The 23,319-nt window shown below is 46.7% G+C and carries 21 protein-coding genes; 12 read left to right on the top strand and 9 right to left on the bottom strand.

The genetic code is table 11. The features are described 5' to 3' along the window. Positions 1–28: 28 nt before the first annotated feature. On the top strand, positions 29–1,450 hold the full coding sequence (uxaC, locus tag ABC765_RS10685; RefSeq protein ID WP_347953911.1) for a glucuronate isomerase: 1,422 nt from the start codon (positions 29–31) through the stop codon (positions 1,448–1,450). A 156-nt stretch (positions 1,451–1,606) separates the two neighbouring features. Continuing rightward, positions 1,607–2,635 (top strand): LacI family DNA-binding transcriptional regulator, encoded by a 1,029-nt coding sequence (locus ABC765_RS10680; RefSeq protein ID WP_347964135.1) that lies wholly within the window; start codon positions 1,607–1,609, stop codon positions 2,633–2,635. Between the two features lie 55 nt (positions 2,636–2,690). Here the strand turns inward: ABC765_RS10680 and ABC765_RS10675 are convergent, their stop codons facing one another. Next, entirely contained in the window at positions 2,691–4,238 is a 1,548-nt protein-coding gene (locus tag ABC765_RS10675; RefSeq protein ID WP_347980419.1) for a gluconokinase, read from the bottom strand. A gap of 365 nt (positions 4,239–4,603) precedes the next feature. Here ABC765_RS10675 and ABC765_RS10670 point away from each other — a divergent pair, with 365 nt between their 5' ends. The 3 genes from ABC765_RS10670 to ABC765_RS10660 are packed head-to-tail and all read left to right on the top strand — an operon-like array spanning position 4,604 to position 8,527. Continuing rightward, positions 4,604–6,250, top strand: coding sequence for a mannitol dehydrogenase family protein (locus ABC765_RS10670; protein ID WP_347980418.1), 1,647 nt, complete (start codon positions 4,604–4,606; stop codon positions 6,248–6,250). A 22-nt stretch (positions 6,251–6,272) separates the two neighbouring features. Continuing rightward, positions 6,273–7,274, top strand: coding sequence for a D-isomer specific 2-hydroxyacid dehydrogenase family protein (locus tag ABC765_RS10665; RefSeq protein WP_347980417.1), 1,002 nt, complete (start codon positions 6,273–6,275; stop codon positions 7,272–7,274). 53 nt (positions 7,275–7,327) lie between these two features. Then, positions 7,328–8,527, top strand: coding sequence for a hypothetical protein (locus tag ABC765_RS10660; protein ID WP_347980416.1), 1,200 nt, complete (start codon positions 7,328–7,330; stop codon positions 8,525–8,527). A gap of 86 nt (positions 8,528–8,613) precedes the next feature. Here the strand turns inward: ABC765_RS10660 and zwf are convergent, their stop codons facing one another. Both zwf and ABC765_RS10650 read right to left on the bottom strand, forming a co-directional pair. Continuing rightward, positions 8,614–10,092, bottom strand: a complete 1,479-nt coding sequence (gene zwf, locus ABC765_RS10655; RefSeq protein ID WP_347953905.1) for a glucose-6-phosphate dehydrogenase — start codon at positions 10,090–10,092, stop codon at positions 8,614–8,616. A 302-nt stretch (positions 10,093–10,394) separates the two neighbouring features. Then, entirely contained in the window at positions 10,395–11,561 is a 1,167-nt protein-coding gene (locus tag ABC765_RS10650) for an MFS transporter (protein WP_347980415.1), read from the bottom strand. 258 nt (positions 11,562–11,819) lie between these two features. Here ABC765_RS10650 and ABC765_RS10645 point away from each other — a divergent pair, with 258 nt between their 5' ends. After that, entirely contained in the window at positions 11,820–12,251 is a 432-nt protein-coding gene (locus tag ABC765_RS10645) for a VOC family protein (protein WP_006500809.1), read from the top strand. A gap of 53 nt (positions 12,252–12,304) precedes the next feature. Here ABC765_RS10645 and ABC765_RS10640 read toward each other — a convergent pair whose 3' ends face one another. Continuing rightward, positions 12,305–13,207 carry an aldo/keto reductase gene (locus ABC765_RS10640; protein ID WP_347953903.1) on the bottom strand — a complete coding sequence of 301 codons (903 nt, stop codon included), beginning with the start codon at positions 13,205–13,207 and terminating at the stop codon, positions 12,305–12,307. 119 nt (positions 13,208–13,326) lie between these two features. Continuing rightward, positions 13,327–13,785, bottom strand: a complete 459-nt coding sequence (nrdI, locus tag ABC765_RS10635; RefSeq protein ID WP_347953902.1) for a class Ib ribonucleoside-diphosphate reductase assembly flavoprotein NrdI — start codon at positions 13,783–13,785, stop codon at positions 13,327–13,329. A 155-nt stretch (positions 13,786–13,940) separates the two neighbouring features. Between nrdI and ABC765_RS10630 the strand changes: the two genes are divergently transcribed. From ABC765_RS10630 to ABC765_RS10620, 3 genes are all read left to right on the top strand, one after another. Further along, positions 13,941–14,804 carry an ATP-binding cassette domain-containing protein gene (locus ABC765_RS10630; protein WP_347953901.1) on the top strand — a complete coding sequence of 288 codons (864 nt, stop codon included), beginning with the start codon at positions 13,941–13,943 and terminating at the stop codon, positions 14,802–14,804. Between the two features lie 17 nt (positions 14,805–14,821). Continuing rightward, positions 14,822–15,346: a saccharopine dehydrogenase related protein gene (locus ABC765_RS10625; protein ID WP_347953900.1), complete on the top strand. Its 525-nt coding sequence runs from the start codon at positions 14,822–14,824 to the stop codon at positions 15,344–15,346. 89 nt (positions 15,347–15,435) lie between these two features. Continuing rightward, the gene (locus ABC765_RS10620; RefSeq protein ID WP_006500804.1) at positions 15,436–15,954 is read left to right on the top strand and encodes a DUF1836 domain-containing protein; all 519 of its coding nucleotides are present in this window, start codon (positions 15,436–15,438) and stop codon (positions 15,952–15,954) included. On the opposite strand, the gene ABC765_RS10615 is transcribed toward ABC765_RS10620, so the two are convergent. Continuing rightward, the gene (locus ABC765_RS10615; protein ID WP_347953899.1) at positions 15,951–16,772 is read right to left on the bottom strand and encodes a TIM barrel protein; all 822 of its coding nucleotides are present in this window, start codon (positions 16,770–16,772) and stop codon (positions 15,951–15,953) included. The two genes, ABC765_RS10620 and ABC765_RS10615, sit on opposite strands and share 4 nt — an antisense overlap. Positions 16,773–17,173: 401 nt before the next feature. On the opposite strand from ABC765_RS10615, the gene ABC765_RS10610 reads away from it, so the two are divergent. Further along, complete coding sequence (locus ABC765_RS10610; protein WP_347953898.1) at positions 17,174–18,547, top strand: Na+/H+ antiporter NhaC family protein; 1,374 nt, start codon at positions 17,174–17,176, stop codon at positions 18,545–18,547. A gap of 59 nt (positions 18,548–18,606) precedes the next feature. On the opposite strand, the gene ABC765_RS10605 is transcribed toward ABC765_RS10610, so the two are convergent. From ABC765_RS10605 to ybaK, 3 genes are all read right to left on the bottom strand, one after another. Beyond that, the gene (locus ABC765_RS10605) at positions 18,607–20,040 is read right to left on the bottom strand and encodes a C69 family dipeptidase (protein ID WP_347980414.1); all 1,434 of its coding nucleotides are present in this window, start codon (positions 20,038–20,040) and stop codon (positions 18,607–18,609) included. Between the two features lie 80 nt (positions 20,041–20,120). After that, positions 20,121–20,861: a hypothetical protein gene (locus ABC765_RS10600; RefSeq protein WP_347980413.1), complete on the bottom strand. Its 741-nt coding sequence runs from the start codon at positions 20,859–20,861 to the stop codon at positions 20,121–20,123. Positions 20,862–20,867: 6 nt separating this feature from the next. Continuing rightward, entirely contained in the window at positions 20,868–21,368 is a 501-nt protein-coding gene (gene ybaK, locus ABC765_RS10595; RefSeq protein WP_347953895.1) for a Cys-tRNA(Pro) deacylase, read from the bottom strand. A 268-nt stretch (positions 21,369–21,636) separates the two neighbouring features. Here ybaK and ABC765_RS10590 point away from each other — a divergent pair, with 268 nt between their 5' ends. Both ABC765_RS10590 and ABC765_RS10585 read left to right on the top strand, forming a co-directional pair. Then, positions 21,637–22,365 (top strand): GntR family transcriptional regulator, encoded by a 729-nt coding sequence (locus ABC765_RS10590; protein WP_033934983.1) that lies wholly within the window; start codon positions 21,637–21,639, stop codon positions 22,363–22,365. An 11-nt stretch (positions 22,366–22,376) separates the two neighbouring features. Continuing rightward, positions 22,377–23,180 (top strand): Cof-type HAD-IIB family hydrolase, encoded by an 804-nt coding sequence (locus ABC765_RS10585; RefSeq protein ID WP_006500797.1) that lies wholly within the window; start codon positions 22,377–22,379, stop codon positions 23,178–23,180. Positions 23,181–23,319: the final 139 nt, after the last annotated feature.

Below are 23,319 nucleotides of genomic sequence, written 5' to 3'. Positions count from 1 at the left end.
TTGACACCCTCAAAGGAGCAGACGTACGATGACGCTTTTAAATGATGATTTTTTGCTGAGCAATGAAACGGCTAAGAAACTGTTTCATGAACATGCGGCTAAAATGCCGATTATTGACTATCACTGTCACCTTAATCCGGTTGAAATTTATGAAAACAAAAACTATCCTAATCTGACCCGGATCTGGATCAATGAAGACCACTATGGCGATCATTACAAGTGGCGCTTGATGCGGGCTAACGGCACTGATGAAAAGTACATTACCGGGGATGGCGATGAATACCAAAAGTTCCTGGAATGGACCAAAGCAATTCAGAATGCTTACGGCAATCCGCTGTATGAATGGACGCACCTTGAATTGAAGCGTTTCTTCCATATTGATGATGAACTGACGCTGGAAAACGCGCCTAAGATCTGGGAAAAGGCCAATGCATTGCTGCAGACGGATGACTTTAAGCCGCGCAATCTGATCAAGAACATGAATGTCAAGGCAGTCTGCACCACTGATGATCCAGCCTCTGATTTGAAGTACCACAAACTGTTGAAAGAAGACGAAGCGGCAAATGGCTTTAAGACTTTGCCAGCCATGCGTCCTGATAAGCTGATTCAAATTGATCGTGATGGATTTGGCGCCTACCTGAAAGAGTTGGGCACGGCAGCAGGCGTTGAGATTCATAGCTTCAATGACATTATCAAGGCAATGCGGCAACGCTTTGAATTCTTCAGCTCCATGGGCGGCCGCCTGTCTGATCACTCACTGTTGACTTATCACTTTAAAGAAGCAACGCCAGCTGAACTGGATGCAATCGTGGCTAAGGGGATCAGCAATGAGCCTTTGACGCAGTCTGAAATTGACCAGTATCTGACAATGCTTTTGGAAGCCTTGATGCATCTGAATACTGAATTTAACTGGACGATGCAGTTCCACATTAACTCAATTCGTGATCTGAACCACCCAATGTTTAAACAGCTCGGTCCTGATACCGGCTATGATGCGGTCGGCACGCAGCCTGATATCGTTGCCAACATCGCCAAGCTTTACAGTAAGGCTCAAGACAGCAATGATGTACCAAAGACGATCTTCTACTCATTGAATGATAACGACTGGATGCAACTGGCAACGCTGATGGGATGCTTCCAAGGCGATGGCGGCGTTGAACGGCTGCAGCTGGGTGCCGGCTGGTGGTTCAACGACACGGCAGAAGGCATGGATCGTCAATTACGGATCTTTGCTCAACAAAGCCTGTTGCCACACTTTGTCGGGATGCTGACTGATTCGCGCAGCTTCCTTTCCTACCCGCGTCATGAATATTTCCGGCGCGTACTGTGCAACTTCTATGGCAAGCTGGTTGAACAAGGCCGAGTTCCAGATGATCTGGACAAATTAGGCAAGATCGTTGAAGATATTTCATTTAACAATGCCAAGAATTACTTTGGGTTCTTTGACTAATCCCTAACCACCTTGACAGATACGACTTCTCTTATCCTCTAACCAAAACCTCTCGCACTGTGGGAGGTTTTTTCTTGTTTTAGGCAGGATTGGTTCAGATTTTGGATATAGATGTTAGAATAGTGAATGTAATAATAGTGAAAGAGGATAAGGCAGATGGCAGATTCAAAAAGCAAAGAGGCAGTGACGATTCAGACGATTGCCAAACTGGCTAATGTATCACATACAACGGTTTCGCGGGCCTTAAATGGCAGCAGTTCCGTTAAGCCAGAAACGCGGCGCAAGATTGAACGAATTGCTAAAGAAGCGGGATATGTACCCAATTTTAATGCACGGCGCTTAGTTACTCATCGTTCCTATAATATTGGCGTGTTTTTCTCGAATTTAAATGGCGGCACTTCAGCCAGCTTTTTGTCAACAACAATTGAAACCATGGAAAAACTGCTTTCGGCAAGCTACACGTTTTCAGTGGGCAGTATTGAAAAAGAACATGCTGCAGACAAGCTTTCTAAGCAAAACTACGATGGCATTCTGGTTATGAGTCAGTCTGATGCCGACGATGAGTTTATTGAAAGAGCCCGGCAGCAAAAGATCCCCACGGTTGTCTTAAACCGGTTTGTGGACAATCCAGAAATCGACAACTTTGCCATTGATGAAAAGCTGGGACTGCGTTTAGCGACTGAGTATGCCATTCGAATGGGACATCGCCAGTTTGCCTTGATTGAAGGGGTAGAAAAGTTTGCCTCAACCCAATTGCGAACGGCTGGCTTTAAAGAAGCGCTTGAAACTCATGCTATTGATTCTGAATCCGTGATTTATAAACACGGTGGCGACTACCGTCCAGCTGGAGGGAATGTCGAGATGCGGCAGATTCTTTCTTCTGGAAAGGTACCGACCTGTGTAATCTGTGAAAATGATGATATGGCAATTGGGGCTATCAATGCTTGCAGCGAGTTTGGCTACCGAGTTCCTGAGGATATCTCGGTAATTGGTTTTGACGACATGCCTTATTCTCAATATTTGACGCCTGAACTCACCACGGTCCGCAAGCCAACGGAAACCATGATTCAAAAAGGAATTAAGCGCCTGCTTGAAATGATTGAAAAACCTGCTGACGTTGAACCTGTTAGAAGAATAATTGATCCAGAAATCATCGTCCGTTCATCAGTGAAAAAAATAAATTAGGCTAATCAAAAGGCGTTGCGCAGTTATCTGCGTAACGCCTTTTATTTAATGAAACTTATTTTTCATAAAGCTGAGGGAACTGACGCTGAAAATCAGCAATGCTTTCATACTCTTTTGAAAGTTCGCGACTAAGCCGAATAAAAATTGGAATGAGCTTGCGATAAGCAGCAAAATTAGCTTCATTTGGCTGATAATGACGTTCTTTGCCGATGTACTTATGAATCCCATCCAGATCGCTTTCCAGTCCTAAACTCATCTTGGCTAGGTACATTGCTGCCAGACAGCCGCTTTCATAAGAATCGGGAATCGTTACCTCATGTTCATAGACGTCAGCCATAATCTGCCGTCCTAATGAAGATTGAACGAAACCGCCCGCAGCCAGAATCGCTTTTGGATCACCAGTAACCTCGGTCAAGGCCAGGGTAGTCATATAAAGATTAAAGACGATTCCTTCTAAAACGGCACGAATCATGTGCGCTCGCGTATGATTGCGATTCAGTCCAAAAAAGCTGCCGCGTGCATTAGCGTCCCACAAAGGAGCACGCTCGCCGCCTAGATAAGGATGGAACAACAATCCGGCTGATCCGGCGGGTACGGTTTGCGCAATTTCGGTTAAGACGTTGTAAGAGTCGCGTTTCAACAGTTTTGCGGTTTCGTGTTCAGCACCAAAAAGAGCATCATGAGCCCAGTTGAAAACAATGCCGCCACTGTTGATTGGACCACCAACCAGATACTTTCCCTGCATAACCGGGTAGCAGTAAAGACGAGCTTTGGGATCAATCAAGGGATGCTCGACAAATGAGCGGACGGCTGCCGAAGTCCCAATGTTGATGGCTAAAACACCCGTCTCTAAGGCGCCAACGCCAATCGTGGACAATGCACCGTCAGTAGCTCCCATAACCATTCGAACATTATCAGAAATGCCGATGACTTTAGCATACTCAGAACGAATACCAACTATGCTATGAGTAGGTTCAACCAGTTCAGGCAGCTGTGATCGTTTGATGCCTAAAAGTTTTAGGATTTCTGGATCCCAGTCAACGCTGTGCATGTTTAAGAGGCCAGTCGCGGCGGCCATGGACGTTTCTTCAGCCAAAACGTTGGTATAGCGCCAGATAACGTACTCTTTGATCCCTACCCAAAAAGCAGCTTTTTCAAAAACTTCAGGGTGATCATTTTTCAGCCAGAGCAGTTTATAGAAAGGTCCCATTGGATGAATTGGCAGCCCAGTTCTTTGGTAAACCTTCATCCCCATGCCATTTTCACGATAACGGCGCACATATTTTTCGGCGCGGTTGTCAGCCCAAGTGATGGAATTGGTGAGCGGATGGTAGTCACTATCGAGGGCGATTAAACTGTGCTGCTGGGCTGACCAGGAAATAGCGATTACCTGCTGACCATCAACGTTGGAACAGGAAACGACTTCTTGGATGGCTGAAAGAGTAGCATTAAAAATATCATTGGGATTTTCTTCGGCCATATCAGGCTGGTCTTGATGCAGTCGATAGCCTTTGTTGGCTTTAGCGTAGATCTTGCCATCCAGGTCGTATAACAATGCTTTGGTGCTGGTCGTGCCAATATCAATGCCAATAATGTATTTCATTTTTAATCAAGCTTCCTTGTGCGAATATTTGAATTCAGGAATCATACTGCACTAAGAAGTGATATATCAGCTTAACAACTGACAGTATTCTAAAACGGTTTCACATCTTAGTCAAGTCACTGAATGTTGGTTTGATCCGAATCTAGGCTGCTAAGCACAGGCTGGACGGGCAAGTTGATCGTTTCGAATTTTTAAAATAAAAATGTTCACGATAATACTACTATTAATGCAATGTTATTTGGTTGATTCAATGCCCAAATAGTCTAATTTTTTATCTTGACTTGTTCACGTGAACATTTATAATGAAACCGTGTTCAGGAATTACTAATATATCAGCTTGCTAAGAAAGCTTGGAGGTTTTCCTAATGGTTAATATCACGGATGATTATTTGAAAAACAAAGATGAATTTACTGCAGTCGGCATTAAAGTGCCAAACTACGATGATAAAAAAGTCGCTCAAAATACGTTAGCCAATCCGCACTGGGTTCACTTCGGCGGTGGCAATCTGTTCCGGGCCTTTCATGCAGCCATTGCCAGTCATTTGATTGACCAGGGCAAAATGGATTCCGGCATTATCGTTTCGGATGCTTATGATGATGGCACGATTAATGGCGTCTATCGTCCATACAACAATCGAATTCTGCGGGTAGTTACCAAAGCAGACGGGACCAAGGATCTAGAATTGTTTGCCTCAGTAGCAAAAGCGGTCTTTTCAGGACGGGCAGCTGAGGATCCGAGCGGTCTCAATGAAATGAAGCAGCTCTTTACCAAAGCCAGTCTGCAGGTCGTTTCGTTTTCAATTACCGAAAAAGGCTATGTGATCAAACAGCCTGATGGTCAATATCTGCCAGCCGTTGCTCGTGATCTGGAAAACGGCCCAGCCAAGCCAGAAAATACGATGTCGATGATTGCCAGCATGCTGCTGAGTCGTTATCAAAACGGTGCCAAGCCAATTGCCATGCTGAGTACCGATAACTTCTCGCAAAACGGCGATCGGCTAAAAGAAAGTATTTTAACGATTGCCAATGGCTGGCTGAAAAATGGCTTTGCCGATCAAGGTTTCATCGATTGGCTCTCAGATGATGCCAAGGTTTCTTTCCCATTATCGATGATTGACCGCATCACGCCTAATCCATCCGAAACGGTTGAAAAAGATTTGAAGGCGTTAGGAATTGAGGGCGTTGATATCGTTCATACCAAGAAGCATACCAACATCGCAGCTTTTGCCAATACTGAAGAAGCACACTATCTGGTGGTCGAAGACAAGTTCCCGAATGGCCGGCCTGAATTTGAGGCAGCCGGTGTAATCATGACGGATCGGGACACGGTCAATCTGGCTGATGAAATGAAGGTAACGGTCTGCTTAAACCCATTGCATACCGCTTTGGCAATCTATGGCTCGGTGCTGGGCTTTAATTCAATTGCGGCTGAAGTCAAGGACCCTGATTTGAACAGTTTGATCAAACAGATTGGCTATGTTGAAGGCCTGCCGGTAGTTAGAGATCCAAAGGTTATTAATCCAAAGGCGTTTATCGATGAACTGGTCCAAAAGCGCCTGCCAAATCCATACATCCCCGACACGCCGCAGCGAATCGCTACTGATACGTCACAAAAGCTGGGCATTCGCTATGGGGTTACGATTCAACACTACCTTGACGATCCAGATCGTGAGCCGAGTCAGCTGAACTTTATTCCGCTGGTAATTGCTACCTGGCTGCGTTATCTGATGGCCATTGATGATCATGGCGAACCATTTACGCCAAGTCCTGATCCGCTTTGGGATTCACTGCACAGCCAAGTTGCTGATCTAAAGCTGGGTAGTGCAGATCAAAATGTTCACGATAACATTAAAGGCATTTTGAGCAATCAGGCAATCTTTGGCAACGATCTCTATGCAGTCGGCCTGGGTGACAAGATTGAGGCTGACTTTAAAGAGATGCTGGCTGGGAAAGGTGCTATTCGCCAGACCTTGGAAGAAAAACTCGCTAAGTACGGTAAAAACGTTGATTAACTAAAGAAAGGATTCATTAATTATGTCAGAATACAAGATCGCAGTCGTTAACTCCAGCAGTTTTGGTCAGATTTTTAAGGAACACTGGGCAGAATTGGAAAAGATTGGTCAAGTTGATCGCTTCATGTTTGCGCCAGACATTGCTGGCAAGGAACTGGCTGAAAAACTGCAAGGATACAACATCATCATTGCCAGTGTGACGCCAAACTTTACTAAGGAATTCTTTGACAACATTACCGGACTGGAACTGATCTCACGGCATGGGATTGGCTTTAACAGCGTCGACATTGCAGCGGCTAAAGAACACGGCGTTAAGGTAACCATCGTGCCGCCGCTGGTTGAACGGGATGCCGTTGCCGAGAACGCGGTTGCTAATTTATTTGCGATTGCGCGGCAGACCTGTGCGGCAGCCAACCGTGAAGCAGCCGGTCATTATGAAGATCGGGCGCACTTTATGGGTCACCAATTTAATGGCAAGCAATATGGGGTGATTGGCTGTGGCAACATCGGCAGCCGAGTTGCGGAAATCTTCCATTTGATTAGCGGTGGCAAGGAGGTTTTGATTGCTGACCCTCATTCACGGGCTCGTGAAGGCTGGTGGGAACAAAACCCATGGGCTAAGCTGGTATCGCTTGATGAACTGCTGGCCAACAGTGATTACATCTCACTGAATGCCTCACTGGATGAAAAAGATTACCATATGCTGAATGCAGAAGCCCTTAAGAAGACGAAGCAGGGCGTTTACTTTACCAACTGTGCACGCGGAGCTTTGATCGATGAAAAGGCAATGATGGATGCCGTTAAGAGCGGTCAGGTAGCCGGCTATGCCTCTGATACGATGGAGGTTGAACCGGTTCCTGGCGATCATCCATTCCTGCATGATGAACACTTCTTGATCACGCCGCATACTTCTGCCTACACTTATGAATGTCTGCACGGCATGGGCGAAAAGTGTGTTTCCGACGTTAAGAATCTGGTAGCTGGCAAGCCACTGGTACGTGAACTGACCAGCGAATTAGACTAGCGACAAAATAAAGCCGTAGCGAGTTTTCGCTGCGGCTTTTTAGGAGGATGAATATGGCAGATCCCTTAAATATTTTGCATACGGTTGGCTTTGACGTTTTATATCCAATCGTGCGCTGTGAAATCAAATTCAATCAGCCACTGGATACCAAGCGACTGGAAAAGGCTGTTGTTTCTGTAACCAAAATCGTTCCAGAATTGATGGCAACATATAACATCAGCAAGAATGAATTTCAAAAATTGTCAGAGCCAGCCGACAGCGTGATTCATTATGTCAAAAGGATTAATGATCAAGCTGCTGCGGAACTGGATTTTGAAACGCAGCCCCAATGGCAGATCTATTGGTCAGTCGATGAGAACAAGCTGGTAATCTATGGCAGTCACATTTTGACAGATGGGGCGGGTTTCAAAGAACTCTTGTATTTATTGGCAGACTGTTACACCAAAGAGCAGTCAGTAGCGATTCAAAATCATACGGATATCGATGGCATCAAGAAATTATTAGAGCAGATCAAGCCATCTCAGCTGAATAACGACCATCCGCGAACGCCACTGTCTTTGCCGCGACTTTGCAATTCCGCAAATCAGCAGCGTCACTATCAGGTCATTTATGATGAGCTGGATCTTAGGCAATCGCATCATCTGCACTATCAATGTCGAAGACTGGGAATTCATTTAAATGATGCGTTTATGGCAGCATATGGCAAAGCAGTTCAGCAGTATTGTGGAGTCGAAACGATCAGTCTGGCTTGCCCCACTGATATGCGCAAGTTTTTGTCAGCAGACGATCAAAAGCAGCTGCGAATTCAAAACATGACCGGGCGCTACAACATGCAGATTGAGGCCCCTTTGAGCGAATCAATGGCGGATACGGCATGGCATGTTCATCGGGCAATGAATGAGCAAAAAGAGCAGTATGCGTTTTTAGAGTCGTTTCGTTCAATGATTACCAGTCTGGCTAATGGCGCTTCGGTTGCCAAACTGCAGCAAGACGTGCAGGATCATTACCATGTCCGTGGAATCTCCTACACCAATCTTGCCATTATCGATGCTGAAAAACTGAATTTTGGCGATGCAGTTCCCGTTTCTTGTTTAATGAGCGGTGGTTTTCGTGAAATGCCTAAATATCAGATTGCCGTCAGCACGTTTCGCAAGCGGATCAATCTGGTTGCCAACGTTATCGGCACGTCCCAAGAAATTTGGTTGGCCAGAGCGGTAATGAATCAAATGAAACTTTTTTTGCTGACAATTTAAAGAAAATTAAAACCCCCCTCGCTTCAGGATTCTGAAACGAGGGGGCTATTTTACCAGATTGGCAATAGTTTTAAATTGGCCGTATTTTAGTGGTTCAGACGGTAAACCCATTGACGGCCATCGCGAGCCAGCAGTTCATCAGAAGCAGCTGGGCCCATTGAACCAGGCGTGTAGTTAGGGAATTGAGGTTCTTCAATGTCCCAAAGCTTGCGAATAACGTCAACAAACTTCCATGCGTAGGCAATTTCAGCCCATGATGCAAAGTTGGTGTGGTTGCCTTCCAGTGCATCGTGGAAGAGACGTTCGTATGGTTCTGGTGATTCGTTCTTGGCTTCGTCGCTTTGCAGGTACTTCAAGTCAACTGGTTCAGTCGTGAAGCCTTGGCCGGCGCGCTTAGCGTTCAGACGCAGTGAGAAGCCGGAGTTTGGTTCAACGAAGATCGTCAGAACGTTGGAGTTCAATGACTGTTCACTCTTCATCCGTGGGTTGGCAAAGATGTCGATCAGCGGCTTCTTGAAGACAACGTCGATACGGGTAAACTTGTCAGCCAGCTTCTTACCAGTCCGGACGTAGAATGGCACGCCAGACCAGCGATAGTTGTCAAACATCAGCTTGGCAGCGACAAAAGTTTCCGTAATGGAGTTTGGATCAACGCCGTCTTCATTGCGGTAGGCGTGCGTGTCATCGCCAGCACCGTATTGGCCACGAACAAAGTTGGCAGCTGCTTCGGATGGGGTGTAGACCCGCAGTGAACGCAGTGCTTTGATCTTTTCAACCCGAACGTCGGTGTCGGTAAAGGCAACTGGTTGTTCCATTGCCAGTTGAGCAACGATCTGCATGATGTGGTTTTGCAGCATGTCACGCAGCGCACCGGATTGGTCGTAGTAGCCGGCACGTTCTTCAACACCCAGTTTTTCACTCAGCGTTACTTGGATGTTGTCGATGTAGCGGTTGTTCCACAGAGATTCGATGATCGTGTTGCCAAAACGCAGGGCTTGAATGTTTTGAACCATTTCCTTACCCAGGTAGTGGTCGATCCGGAAGATTTGGTTTTCGTTGAACGTTTGTGACAGTTCGTCGTTCAGCTTCTTAGCGGATTCGTAGTCACGACCAAATGGCTTTTCGATCACCAGACGGTTGAAGCCATCCTTGGTCAGCAGGTCCTGCTTCTTCAAGTTCAAGGCAATCGTGCCAAAGAATTGAGGAGCCATGGACATGTAGAACAGGCGATTGCCTTCAGCACCAAATTGCTTGTCCAGTTCTTCCAGGCGTTGCTTAAGCACAGTGTAGTGTTCAGGCTTGGTAACGTCATGGGATTGGAAGAAGAAGTGCTTGGCAAATGCCTGAGCTTGACCTTCTTCGTTTTCCATACCGTTGACGGACTTCAAAACCATTTGTTGGAAGTCCTCATCGCTCAGCGGACGCCGAGAAGTACCGAGCAGAGCAAAGTGTTCTGCCAGGTAGCCTTTCTTGTAAAGGTTGAATAATGATGGGTACAGCTTGCGTTGTGCAAGGTCGCCGGCTGCCCCGAACAGCGTAATTAAAGCTTTATTTTCCTTAGCCAAAATGTTCACTCCTTCTGAAAATATCAGAAAATCACTCTAACGCTTAAATTATATACTTTTATGTTCAAAACTGCACTAGAAAGCGTCCCCACTTTTTGCGGAATTCTCAAATGGACCACGCCTAAAAAAAGCGCGTTCTGGGGTTTTGTCAAACGCTTATCAGACAATGGTATAGGCCGAAAATAAAATTTTATTTTAGCGTTTAGCGTTGATCTAACGTTAAAGCAATCGCTTGCACATATCAGTTTTTTTAGTAAAAAAACACGCCTGCTTCAAGCACGCGCGTTTTTGATGATCAGTAATTAGTCGACGTAAGGCTTGCGTTCGCTCAAAACACCAAAAATGGTGAAGACAACGGCAACCAGCATGGTAGTCAGCTCACCGGCAAACCATGAACCGCTGGCGGCCTTAAGATTGCCGACGAGCATTGGACCAAATGCGGCCAGTAGATAGCCTAATGATTGAGCCATGCCGGACAGTTTTCCCGTGTTAACCGGAGTCTTGGTCTTTAAACTGAACAGCGTCATGATCAGGGCAAACGTTGCCGAGGTTCCGATTGCCAAGATCAAGCTGACAAAGACAAACCAGCCAAAGTTATGGAATGGCATCATCAAGCCAAGATAGCCCAGAATCGTAAAGATACCGGCACCAAGAATCAGCGGCGTCCGGTTGCTCATCTTAGTTGCCCATAATGGTGCTAAAAAGGCTCCCGGCATGGAGAACAGCTGGAACAGTCCTGCGATCAGACTGGACTGATTGTGGCTTAAACCGGCACTGATTGCGATTGATGGCAGCCAGGCAACCGTTGTATAGAAGACGAATGATGACAAACCAAAGTAGACCAGAATCAGCCAAGCCGTCTTATTTTTCCACATATTGATGCCAGTATTGGTGGATTCGCTGGTTCCACGCTGGTTAAAACGCAGATTTGGCAGCCATAATACCAACGTTGCCAGCACCAGCATACTGAGAAGCATTACTGAGAACTGCCAGCTGCTGCTTTGCGCAACTGGGGTAATGGCATAGGCGCCAATTGCTGAGAAGAGCGCTAATGAAACATTATAAAGACTGGTCATTGAACCGATCTTATCAGGCAGGTTTTCAGTGATGATGGCAGGCAGGAGCACATTCAAAAAAGTGATTCCAATGCCGACCAGCAGCGTACCGATCATTAATGAAGCATAGTTGAGAACCCGCAGCCAGGAACCGGCAAATAAGATCAGCAGGGCAATGGCAATCGTCAATTCATTGCCAAGCTTTTGCCCGATCATTGGTACCACGACCGCGACCAAGCCAAAACAGATCAAAGGAATCGTAGTTAAAATCCCCAGACTGGTAGTGGCAACGTGAAATGAGGCAGCAATCTCGCCAACGATTGAAGGGATCGAGGTTACCGGCGTCCGCATGCAGGCGCCCAGCAGGAAAATGCCTAAAACCAGAAAGGCGCTGTGTTTGCGCGTGTTGTTCAAAATATCATTCCTTTCTTGATTAATGAATAGTTGGTTATTTGTTTCCGCTTTTTTCTAAGACCACGTCATTGTAACATGAATCTGCACAAAGTTTAACGATTTACATGCAACAAAATCTATATGAAAGTCAAAATACAGTATTCGTCGCAATAAACGACCATTAGCGCTTACCTAGCTCTTTTTTGAATCGAAGTCGAGATTTGACGAATGACTCGTGGCTCCCTATAATTTAAAGGAACACTTTATCGGAGGAAAATTATGACGGCAAAAATCTATCCGTATTTGACTTTTGAAAATGCGCGCGAAGCCATGCATTATTACGTGGAACAATTTGGCGCCGAGATCATCTACCGTCAGCCGCTTTCAGCAGAGCAAGCTGAAAATCTTGGCTTGGCATTGGATGATCTGGATGCTACGACTGCGCACGGTGAATTTTCAATTGTCGGACAGAAAATCGTCTGTGCCGATGCAACGATGGGCAATCCCCAGACTTCTTCGCTGATTTCCCTGCTTTTGGATTTTGGCGGTGATGAAGCAGGTGCCAAGGAATTATTTGATCGTTTGGCTGCCAGCGACGCACAGCGCGTAACCCTGCCTTTTGGACCGCATGAACTGGGCGGTAATCTGGGACAAATCGTTGATCAGTACGGTATTACCTGGCTGATCAGTGCAGGAATTCCACAAGAATAGATTGACGAAGCAAAAAAGCGAATCTGGTCATTTGCGACTGGATTCGCTTTTTACTATTCAAAACTGGCGGGATCGGCAATCACGTTATCGATGCCATTAGGATTGCCGGACCATTTGAATTTATCGTACCAGATAGCATGTTCTTCGGTATCCAAAGTATCGATCTGCATGCATTCGGCTGGGGACAGTTCGAAATCAAAAAGGTCGGCATTTTCTCGCATGCGTTGTGGGTGCGTAGTTTTGGGGATTACGATCAGATCATGCTGCAAAGCCCAGCGCAGTTCAACTTGAGCTGGTGTTTTTTGATGACTTTGAGCAATCTTTTCAATAATCGGTTCGTGCAGGAGCGTACCATTCCCCAGTGGCGACCAGGCTTCCATTTGAATGCCATGCTGCTGGCAGAAATTGACGATGGCTGGCTGATGAATCTTGGGATTGAACTCAATTTGATTGATTGCGGGCGTGATCTGGGCATGATCCAATAAATCACGCATGCGCTCAACATCGAAATTGCAGACACCGATTGCCTTGGCCTGACCATCGGCATAGATTCGTTCCATTGCCTGCCAGGTCTGGTTGTATAAGTCGTTGACCGGCCAGTGCATCAGTAACAGATCAACGTAATCGGTCTGCAGAGCCTGCAGCTGGCCTTCAAATCCTTTGCGTACGCGGTCGTAGTCGCCTTGATCGCCATTATAGATCTTGGTAGTCAGAAATACGCTGGTCCGGGTGCGTCCAGTAGTTTGAAAGGCATCCTGCATTCCTTGACCGACCGCGCTTTCATTGCCATACTGCTTGGCCGTGTCCAACAGCACATAGTCGTTTGCCAAGGCATCAAAAACCATCTGCTGGGTCGTTTCAAGCGGGGTCTTCCAAACGCCCAGGCCAATCTGAGGCATTAAAAGACCATTGTTTAGCTGAATCTTTGGCTGCAAATTCTGATTCAAAAAAATCATCTCCATTACTGCATGAAATCGATGCCATTACTAATGCTATTATAAAACTATTTGTTCACGTGAAACATTAAGAATTAAAAAAGCATGGCCAAAGACAGCCATGCAAAAAATACCCTTGCTTAGGCGTTAGCCTGTTGCCAGCGCTTGGTCAGAATAGCGTAGATCTGCTCAACATCCTGACTGGTACCACGCAGCTCGTAGTCAGCCAAGAATGGCACCTTAAATTCGTAGGCATACTTGCGGGCGGTCAGACAGTACTGTTCGTTAAAGTTACGATTGCCGCTGCCAACTACGCCTAAGCACTTTTTAGCATTATCATTTTCTGCGATGTATTCACCCAAAGCATTGGTCATCAGCTCTTTAACGCCGGAGTCAAAGCCATTGCCACCGTCCAGATAGGTTGGCACAAAAGCAAAAAATGGTTCGCTTTCGGCTGCCGGCAGTGTTTGATCGGTGATTTCCTTTAGATTGATGGTGGGCAGCTGCGGGTTGAAACTGTGCTGCTGCTGGGCGTATGCCTGCAAACGGGTCAGAAATGAGCGGGTGTTGCCCTCGATAGAGATAAAAAGGATGTTCATGTCGTTTGATTTCCTCTTTCTTATTAATTAATAGTCGATAACTTATATTTTAGCCGATTTTTAAAGCAGTTGACACTGTCTTTTTAGTTTAAAAATGGTTTGGTGCTGCAACCACGTTATAATAAAAGCAAATGACTTAGAGAGGATGATTTTCCATGGTCGAAATAGTCACGCATAATTTGACGATTGAAGCCGATAATGGCAGTCGATTGTCAAATATCGACCTGACGCTGCAGTCACCTAACGTAGTGGCTTTTTGCAGCGATGATCCGCTGTTTGGCGAGACGCTGTTTTCATTGCTGCGCAAACGTGGGCAGCCAACCAGCGGTACGATTCAGATCAACGACCAGCCTTTAAAGACTTTTCGTCATCCAGAAAAGACGCTGGTGATGCTGGATGATCTCAGATTCAAGGATCGCTGGACAATTCAGCGCGCGATTCGCCAAGCACAAAAAGGCAGTGCCAATTCGATTGACGATGAACAGGCTCGTCAGATTCTAAGCCAGTTTGACCTGGACTGGCAGCTTGCGATCAGCGACCTCAATCGAAACCAAAAAATTGAGCTGAGGATAATTCTCCTGCTGGTCAAACAGCCGTCCATTCTTTTGCTTGACCACGCAACGGATCGACTGACACCGCGGGAAGCAAAGGCAGTTTGGCAGCTGTTGCGCAGTTATGCTCAAAAGACTGATGCATTGATCTTGATGACCAGCAGCAATATGACGACCATGATGAGCTGCGCTGATGATATTTATTATTTCAGTCGCGGCTATTTGACCTCAACGCGCCACTTGCATTCTCAAAGCGGCGTTGACTGCGTGGTTACGGTTTTTGGCACTGGATTTCCGATTGAGACGGCCCAGAAGCTGGGAGCCAGAATCCTGGAAGAAGCACCGCAAGAAACCCGTTTTTTATACGCAGGCAATATTCAAGCAATTCTGCCGCTGCTGGAGCAAAGCACGATTACTGACGTTCGGATTGAGGATGCCACGGTAGCAGACGAACTGATGACCTACTAGTAAAATGAGGTGAGACTATGAATCGAATCATATTGATTGGGCAGCGTAATGATGGCTTACGCGAGCGCCTGCTGTCATTGCTGCCGGATGCTATGGTAGAGCCAAGCTTTCATTTTAAGCTGCAAAGCCAAGACGTCTTGTGCTGGCTGCCCAAGCCTGGCGATCCGGTTGACCAGGATGTCTATGACCTGGTTGATCTGATTGATGACAGCAACGTAACGCCAGCAAAGATCGTAATGCTCTCGATTGCCGGGACAGCCGATGATGCCACTGATGAGCAGCTGCAGAAATGGTATGGCAAACCGGCTTTGGATATGGTATTAGCTCATCAATATGCGATTAAGATGATTGACGAGCTGGAGTTTCCGTATGTGATCGTGCGGGCGTTGCCAATTGTTCCACGCGAAACGGCCTTAAAGATTATTAGCGAGGGCCAGCCGCTGACGGGACAGGCAGTTGGGTTAACTCAGGCTGCCGATGTATTGAAGATGGCATTGACGACTGATCAATACCGTAATCAATCTGTGGGCATCGAAGACTAAATTATGAATGCTTTAACGACCAATCAAATGTAGTAATGCTGTATACTGGTTTTGAAAACTATCTAACTACTCGGAATGGAGGAACCAAAATGACGAGTTTTGAACGCTGGCAGGCTAACTTGGGTAAGATTCAGCTGCCGCACTGGGATGAGCTGCCAGACCTGGATCTTTATGTCGACCAGGTTGTTGCCTTGGTTAATGATCGCGCTATGGGAATGGGGATCGCGCCGATTACCAAGTCGATGATCAACAACTATGTTAAAAAAGGCATCATCATGGCTCCAGTAAAAAAGAAGTACTCGCGCTACCAGCTGGCGGCGGTGATTATGATTGCCATGCTCAAGGGCAGCTTTTCGATTCCTTCAATTCATGAGGGCATCAAACAGGTTACGATCAATAATTATCCGCAGCAGGCCTATGATCGCTTCGTCGACTTGATGAATGCCCGGCTGCATAATGAATCAGCAGCGGTCGACAATCAGCTTGACCCGGTGAATGACCAGCTGATCAATTACGTAGTGGAAACGCTGTTCAACCGCATGCAGGCTGCCGAGCTGCTAAAGACCATGCAGGAAACTCAACAGCCGCGCGATGTCAAAAAGGGTTAATCAAGTTCTTGAGCCAGCCTGGTCAGATAGGCATGACTCTGCAGCTGTTCTTGGCAGTCTTCCTGGTTTGAGAGATTGATCTCGTAAATGCTGGTAGCATCAGGATTCAAGCACGGCAAGACATCACGCCAGTCAATCTTGCCGGTTCCTAGTGGCAGACTGTCATGGGTTAGCCCCATTGAATCGACCAAATGATAATGAACGATCTGGTCCTTTAAGTGCCGCAGCGATTTTTGCAGGCCTTGATTATTGCCGTGCAGCCAGATGAAGCAATGCGAGGTATCAAAGGCCAGCCGATAATGATGACTTAAAATCTCGTCTTCCATTGCTGGATCGCCATAGGCAAATACCGGCGCGATGGAGTTTTCAAACATGATGTGACTGCCGCCTGCTTTGGCAAAACGATCCAGGCGGTCAAATGCAGCTTGCTGAGCGGCCGTCAGATTAGGATAGCAGTCGATGTATTTGGTGGTTTCCTGAGCATAGGCGCCGTGAATCAGACATTGAACGTCGAGATCCTTGGCCAAACCGATCAGCTGCATCGTGGTTTCTTCAACAAAACGATACAGTTCGGGAAACTGTTTTTCAGGGGCCACGATCTCAGCGTGGGTGGCGCCAAACTTCATCGGATGGTGCAGAACGATCCTATTGACGCCACGGCTCTGCACGTATTGGACGGCCTCATATAGATGATGATAGCCATTGGGCGTGAAGTCGCTTGCGTCGGTGTAGAATTCATAGACGTCAGGATGATGCTGCAGCCGGTCGTCGATCTGTGTGCGACTGCTGCTGCCCTTTAGTCCAAGCAGTATTTTCATTTTTTTATCGCCATCCTCTAAAACAGATTATCTTAATTATTATAGGGCAATCAGCGTGGAGTGCGCGAGCTGATTGTTTTGCCAAGCCAAAGATTCATCGCTAAAATTAAAAAAGTCTAATTTTATATTGAATTTCTAATTTAATGGTTTTATAATGATGCTAATAATTTGGAAAACGGAGATGAAATCATGGTTCAAGCATTTGCTAAGGCAACGTCTTATCAACGCTATCTGTAAATGATAGTGGTTGTGTTCGTTATGGATGCAGGCACGCAACAGCTTGTATCCGCGGAAGCTTGACATGATGCCGCCGCGGGCCGTCCCGTGGCGATTGATGATTCATCAAAATTGCCGTCACGGAGCAGCGTGGCGGTTTTTATTTTGGAAAGGATGAATGGTCAATGGAACAACGACACTTGAAAATGACAGAGAGTCTCGGCGTAATCATCGTCATGTTTTTGATCTTGGGAACCTTAATCATTAAATACAAAATGAGCCCGCAGATCCCGATTCTTTGCGTCTTTACGCTGCTGCTGTTTTACGGCAGACTGCGCGGCTTTGAATGGGAACAGATTATCGATGGAATTGCTGAAGGGATCAAACCAGGAATTATTCCGATGATGATCTTTATGATGATTGGGCTTTTGATCAGTACCTGGCTGGCCTCAGGAACGATTGCGACGATCATGGTCATTGGCTTTGATCTGATCTCGGTTAAGTTTTTTATCCCCACTGTCTTTTTAGCTTGTGGGATCGTTGGCATCATCGTTGGCAATGCATTTACGACAATTTCAACGCTGGGACTGGCTTTTATGGGGATTGGCCACGTTCTGGGCTTTAGTGATGCGATGACGGCAGGAGCCATTGTTGCAGGCGGCTTTTTGGGCAATAATCTTTCGCCGCTGTCTGACACTTCAAATCTGACCACCAGTCTGATTGGCAATCGAGTTCCAGAACATTTGAAAAACACTGCTAAATCCGCAGTTCCTGCAGCAATTGCGGCCGCTGTGATCTATGCGGTAATCGGCTTTAAAAACACCAGTGCGGATCTTTCGCGTGTCGACGTTATCAGCAGCGCGCTCAGATCCAGTTTTCATGTTGGCGCTTGGTCGCTGCTGCCGATTCTGGTGCTTTTGGTTATGTCGTTAAGACAGGTGCCGGCAATTCCTACTTTATTGGCTGGCTCGTTTACGGCACTGGTCTTGACCAAGATCTGGACGCCATCGCTCTCGTTTGCTCAGATCAGCAATCTGTTGATGAATGGCTTTCAGATGCATGGCAGTAAGCTGCTTGACTCGTTGATGTCCGGTGGCGGCATTGCCCATATGCTGAACTCGATTGCGCTGATCCTTTGTGCCTTGTCGATGGGCGGGCTTTTGATGAAGTACGGAGTCGTCGATCAATTGCTGATTGCCCTGCAGAAACTGGTCAATACGCCATTTAAGCTGGTTTTGGCAACGATCGTCAGTGGGGTCGCCGTCAACGTGATGATTGGCGAGGAATACCTTTCTGAAATCCTGCCAGGCACGGCTTTCAAATCAGCTTACGAAGAACAGCAGCTTTCCAAAAACATGCTGACGCGCTCATTGGTAGCTGGCGGGGCCGACATCAATCCACTGGTACCCTGGAGCGTCAGCGGAATCTTCATTGCCGGAACCTTAAGCCTGCATGACTACGGCTACGTTGCCTTTACGCTCTACCCACTGCTTAATCCATTGGTGACTTTAATTCTGGCGGCGTTGCCACAATCGAAAAAACAGCAGGCGACGGCTTGATCATAAACTAAATATTCAAAACCCCCGCATCTCGGCTGAAATGCGGGGGTTTAATGATGTTAGAGGTTCTTGTCCATAATAAAGGTCAGTTTTGAAAGCTCCAGACCGTGCATGATCAGCTGGCTCATCAGCTCTTTGGTGCGTTTAGCCATTTCGGCAACCATTTCATGCGTCTTCTCGCTCAAAACGTCACTGGCTTCATTGTTGTCCATTCCTTCAGCAAGTGGGGCAGTTTCATCGATCCACTTGTAGAAGTATTGGCGAGCGTCCTTGAGGTAGTCGAGATCGGCCTGCAAAAACTCTGCATGATGGCTTTCAACGATCATGGAAAGTGCCCGGTACATCCAGTAGGCGCTCTTCAGATTCATGTTGAGCTCTTTAGGCGTGTTCTTGTAGCTGGCATCGACATCCGCGGCGTTGCCGAAGAATGGGACGTATGGCGTGAACGTTGGAATCCCAAAGCTCATCCACATGATCGTTGAGGCCGCTTCTGGCAGATCAGGCCGAACCTGCAGGATGTGCGAGTTTTGGGTTCGATTCAAAGAAATTGGCCGGAACATGTGCTTTTCTTCATCCGTACCGTGGCCCAGCGGATCATAAGGCGTGTTTTGGTAGTGACTGCTCAAAACTTCTTCAACGTCTTCCAGAGTAATCTTGTGGTCGGCCTTCATAATAAATGGCAGATCAAAGTCCAGGGGATCCATCTCAACGTCTGGGCTTAGAACTTTGTGACCATACCATTGCCGAGGCGTGTTGTAGTGCTGGTCAAAAACGGTAGCCGTGCCAAAAATGTGGCGAAAGTTCCAGCCGTCGCGATCCGGATTCAGATGATGTTCTGCCACGAACTCGCGAATCGTGTCATCCCACATAAAGTTATCAGGATCATTGAAATCAACTTCTTGAATGGCGATGCGGTTGCCGGTTACCGCGTAGCAGTCATCAGGAATTCGCTGGGCAACCCAGTGATGACCAGTAATGATTTCCATATACCAGACATCGTTTTTATCACTGAAGATTACGCCATTGCCTTCTGCAGAGCCGTATTTTTTGATCAATTGTCCCAGGTACTGAACCCCTTCGCGCGCGCTGTTGATAAACGGCAGAGTAGCAGCAACGATCAGATCTTCGTTGATGCCGGTATCTTCAACCAAAGGATCAAAGGCCAGCACCCGTTCATTGGAATAGGTGCTTTCCGTGGCGCTCATGCCAACGTTCTTTTCGTTAAAGCCGCTCTCATCAAAGACGCCTTCCGTTTTGTAGTTGACGTTGGGCGTTCCTTGGTAGCGGTAGCCGTCAGCGGGACGATCAACCACGCATTTGTTAAGGTAGGCCTTAACCTGGTTGGGCTGGTTATGGTATGCCGGATAGGTAACGAAGCGCTGTGGAGTCAGGGGGCCAAACGTATCATCGTTACGGGCAGCCATGGTTGAGCCATCAATGGTAGCATTTTTGCCGACCAAAACCGTGGTGCAGGCAGACAGATTTTTCTTCATTCTTTTAGACCTTCTTTTTCTACAAAGATTCCTAATTGCATTATAAAAATAATTCTAAGCGTATCTGAATAACAGGTCAATTATCCCAAACGGCTCAGCAGACTCAAAATCCCCATCATCAGCAGATTGATCAACAGGGCAAATGCCAATGACCAATAAAAAGGAGCCAGCCAGGTTCGCAAGGTCTGTGCAACGATTGGTCCCGTCGTAAACTGACAAAGAATCAAAGCCGCTGCCAAAAAGACAATAAGCAAAGTCATCAGACCAGTGGCGGAGTTTTCCAGATCGGCACTGCTAAGATCAAAGCCGCCAATGGCAATGTTGCCGATCAAAATCAGCCATAGAATCGTGCGACCGGCCGCCAGATGAATCTGCGGCGCCTCGGTCTGAGTAATCAAGGCATGCCAAAGCGTAAAGATTCCCGGAACCAGCCATTGAGTCAGACCAACGATTGCCAGCGTACAGCCAACAACTGGCGCAATCCCGATAAAGACATTGCCAACGCGCTGATAAAAACTGTGCTCGTTCCAGGCATGGTTGACATAGCCCAGGGCGTTGTCGGCTGGATTATGCGGATCAGGAACGTGCAGCAGCCGAAAACTGACGATCTGATGGCCGAAAAACAATGCCGTCAGCAGATGACTCAGCTCATGAATGACAACGCCAATGCCGCCAAGAATAATCTGAGCATAAAAGCCGCCGATGACAACGGACAGGGCCTTGTTGCGGCGACTGATCATAACGGTTAATGTCCCTAAGAGTACTGGGATCATTACCAAAAAGAGCCCCAGCGCGCCCAAGACTTTAAAATAGCCGTTCATGATCTTTTAATGCTGCTGCAGGTCGGCAAACTGGGCATGAACCAATTCAGCCAGTGCTTCTGCATTGACGGCAACGGAACGACCAATCTGACCAGATGAGACATAGATCTGCTCGCTGGCTTTGGCATCATTGTCGATAAAGATCGGGTACTTGTGCTTTTCCCAGATGCCAACGGGGGTATTGGCACCGTGAACGTAGCCGGTCGTCTTAAGCAGATTTTTCAGCGGCACCATGTCGACTTTTTTGTTGCCGGAAACCCGTGCTAAGGCTTTTTCATCAAGGTGGCTGTCAATTGGCACTACGCCGACTAATGGTCCGGTGGTTGGGCCTTCCAGTACCAGCGTCTTATAGATCAGATGCTCATCGATGCCCAGGTGATCGACTTTCAATGACCGGACATCGCCATCTTCAAACGTTGGAAAGACTATTTGCTGATAGGGAATGTGGTGCTTATCAAGAATCTGTTCGACTTGAGTTTTTTTAATGCGTTGTTTTTTCTTACTCATAAAGGGTCTCCTTAAATAAATTGAAATATCAGCCAGGTAATTAATCAAAACCGCAAGCCCATTATGACATGAGTTGCCAGAATTGATAAGGCGATGATTAGGTGTCCAATTAAAGATTGGGTATCAAATTTCAAGTTTTTGTCAAATCTGGGACGGACCAATTAACGTAAAAATGGTAACCAATTATCATGAGATTTGATATACTATGAACTGATTTAGATACTACAAGTTAAGACAGGGGTCGATGGACCGACCGAGGGGTAATTACATGGCAGACTTAGTATACCGCTCAGTAATGCGCGATATAAAACATAAGATACTCAATGGCGACTATGCGAATATGAAGCTTCCCGATGAACGCAGCCTTAGCAGCGACTACGGGGTCAGCCGCAGTTCCATCAAGCGGGCATTGGGAATCTTGGCGCAGCAGGGCATCATTTTTAAGAAACGTGGTTCGGGGACCTTTATCAACCCGCTCTATTTAAAAAATCAAGCGATGTTTCGCTATGAGGGCAGCAATCTGGGGATTACCGACAGTTTCAAGCTTGATGGCAAGAAACAGGGCATCAAGCTTTTGAACTATCAAGTCGTGCCGGCCAGCCAAGAAATTCAACAGGATCTTTTTTTAAACGACAATGATTTTGTCTATCAAATCAAACGGCTGCGCTTGATTGACGATCAGCCGTTCATGATTGAAACGGGTTATATTCCAATTAAAATCATGCCGACGCTTTCGCCAGCCATTGTCGAAGGATCGATCTTCAACTACTTGGAAGAATCGCAGAATAAAACCGTTACGCGCTCATTTATGACGATTTCGGTTTCGCCTTCCAATGATGAGGACCAAAAAGAGCTGCATCTAAAACCTACCGAGCCAGTCGGTATTATGGAAGGCGTCTTTTTCCTGGATGATGGAACGCCATTTGAAGTCTCAAACATGCGCGTGCATTATCAATACATGAAATACAATACGTTTGTCAATCTAAACCAGGATTAGGGGGGATCAATTTGATTAAGGCAATTGCCGTTGATATGGACGGTACTTTTTTAAATTCACAAAGCACGTTTGATCGACCGCTGTTTGAAAAAGTCTATGCTCAGCTGCAGGCAAAAGACGTTGAATTTGTCGTCGCCAGCGGCAATCCAATCTATCAGCTGGTTGAAAAACGCTTTCCCAAAGAAGCAGATGGCATGGCTTTCGTTGCCGAAAACGGGGTTGAGCTGATTGATCGTGGTCAAGAGATCTACTGTGGTCAGTTTACTAAAGAACAGGTTGAGACGCTGGTTGCGTTCTTCCGCTCGATCCCAGGCGGCCATTTGATTATTTCGGGACGGCATCATGCTTTTGCGTTTGCCGATGAAGACCCATTGTTTGTAAAACGCGTTCAGCCGCATTATATCCACATGCAGCAAATCAATTCATTGGCTGATATTGATGATCCGGTAGTTAAGTTTATGATGGATGTTCCGCCAAAAGAAACCAGATTTTGGATGGATGAGGTCATCAAGCGGTTTGGCAGCATCGTGCACCCTGTATCAAGCGGCTATGGCAACATGGACTTGATCATTCCCGGGATGGATAAGGCAACCGGCTTGAAGCGGCTTTTGGCAGCTCGTGGTTGGCAGCCCAGTCAGCTGATGGCGTTTGGGGATGGACAAAACGATGCCACCATGCTGAAATTAGCCGGCGAGAGCTATGCCATGGCGCAAAGTGCTCCCGAAGCCATTGCGGCCGCTAAATTCCGCTGCGGCAGCAATGATGAGAACGGCGTGTTAAATAAGATCATTGAACGTTTTGATCTGAATGTTTGAAAGCCGGCCCGATTTGAGGCGGGCTTTTTTGATTTCTTAGCAAAAATTTAGAGTGAAAAACACGCCTTTTTCGCAGAAATTCTGCTAAAATTTGGGTGTTCAATCAATCGGAGCAGCTTTGGTAAAGCCTTTTATAATA

The organism is Limosilactobacillus sp. WILCCON 0051, from assembly GCF_039955095.1.
In the GTDB taxonomy this organism is placed as follows: Bacteria; Bacillota; Bacilli; order Lactobacillales; family Lactobacillaceae; genus Limosilactobacillus; species Limosilactobacillus allomucosae.
This window is presented reverse-complemented; position numbering and strand designations above follow the sequence as displayed.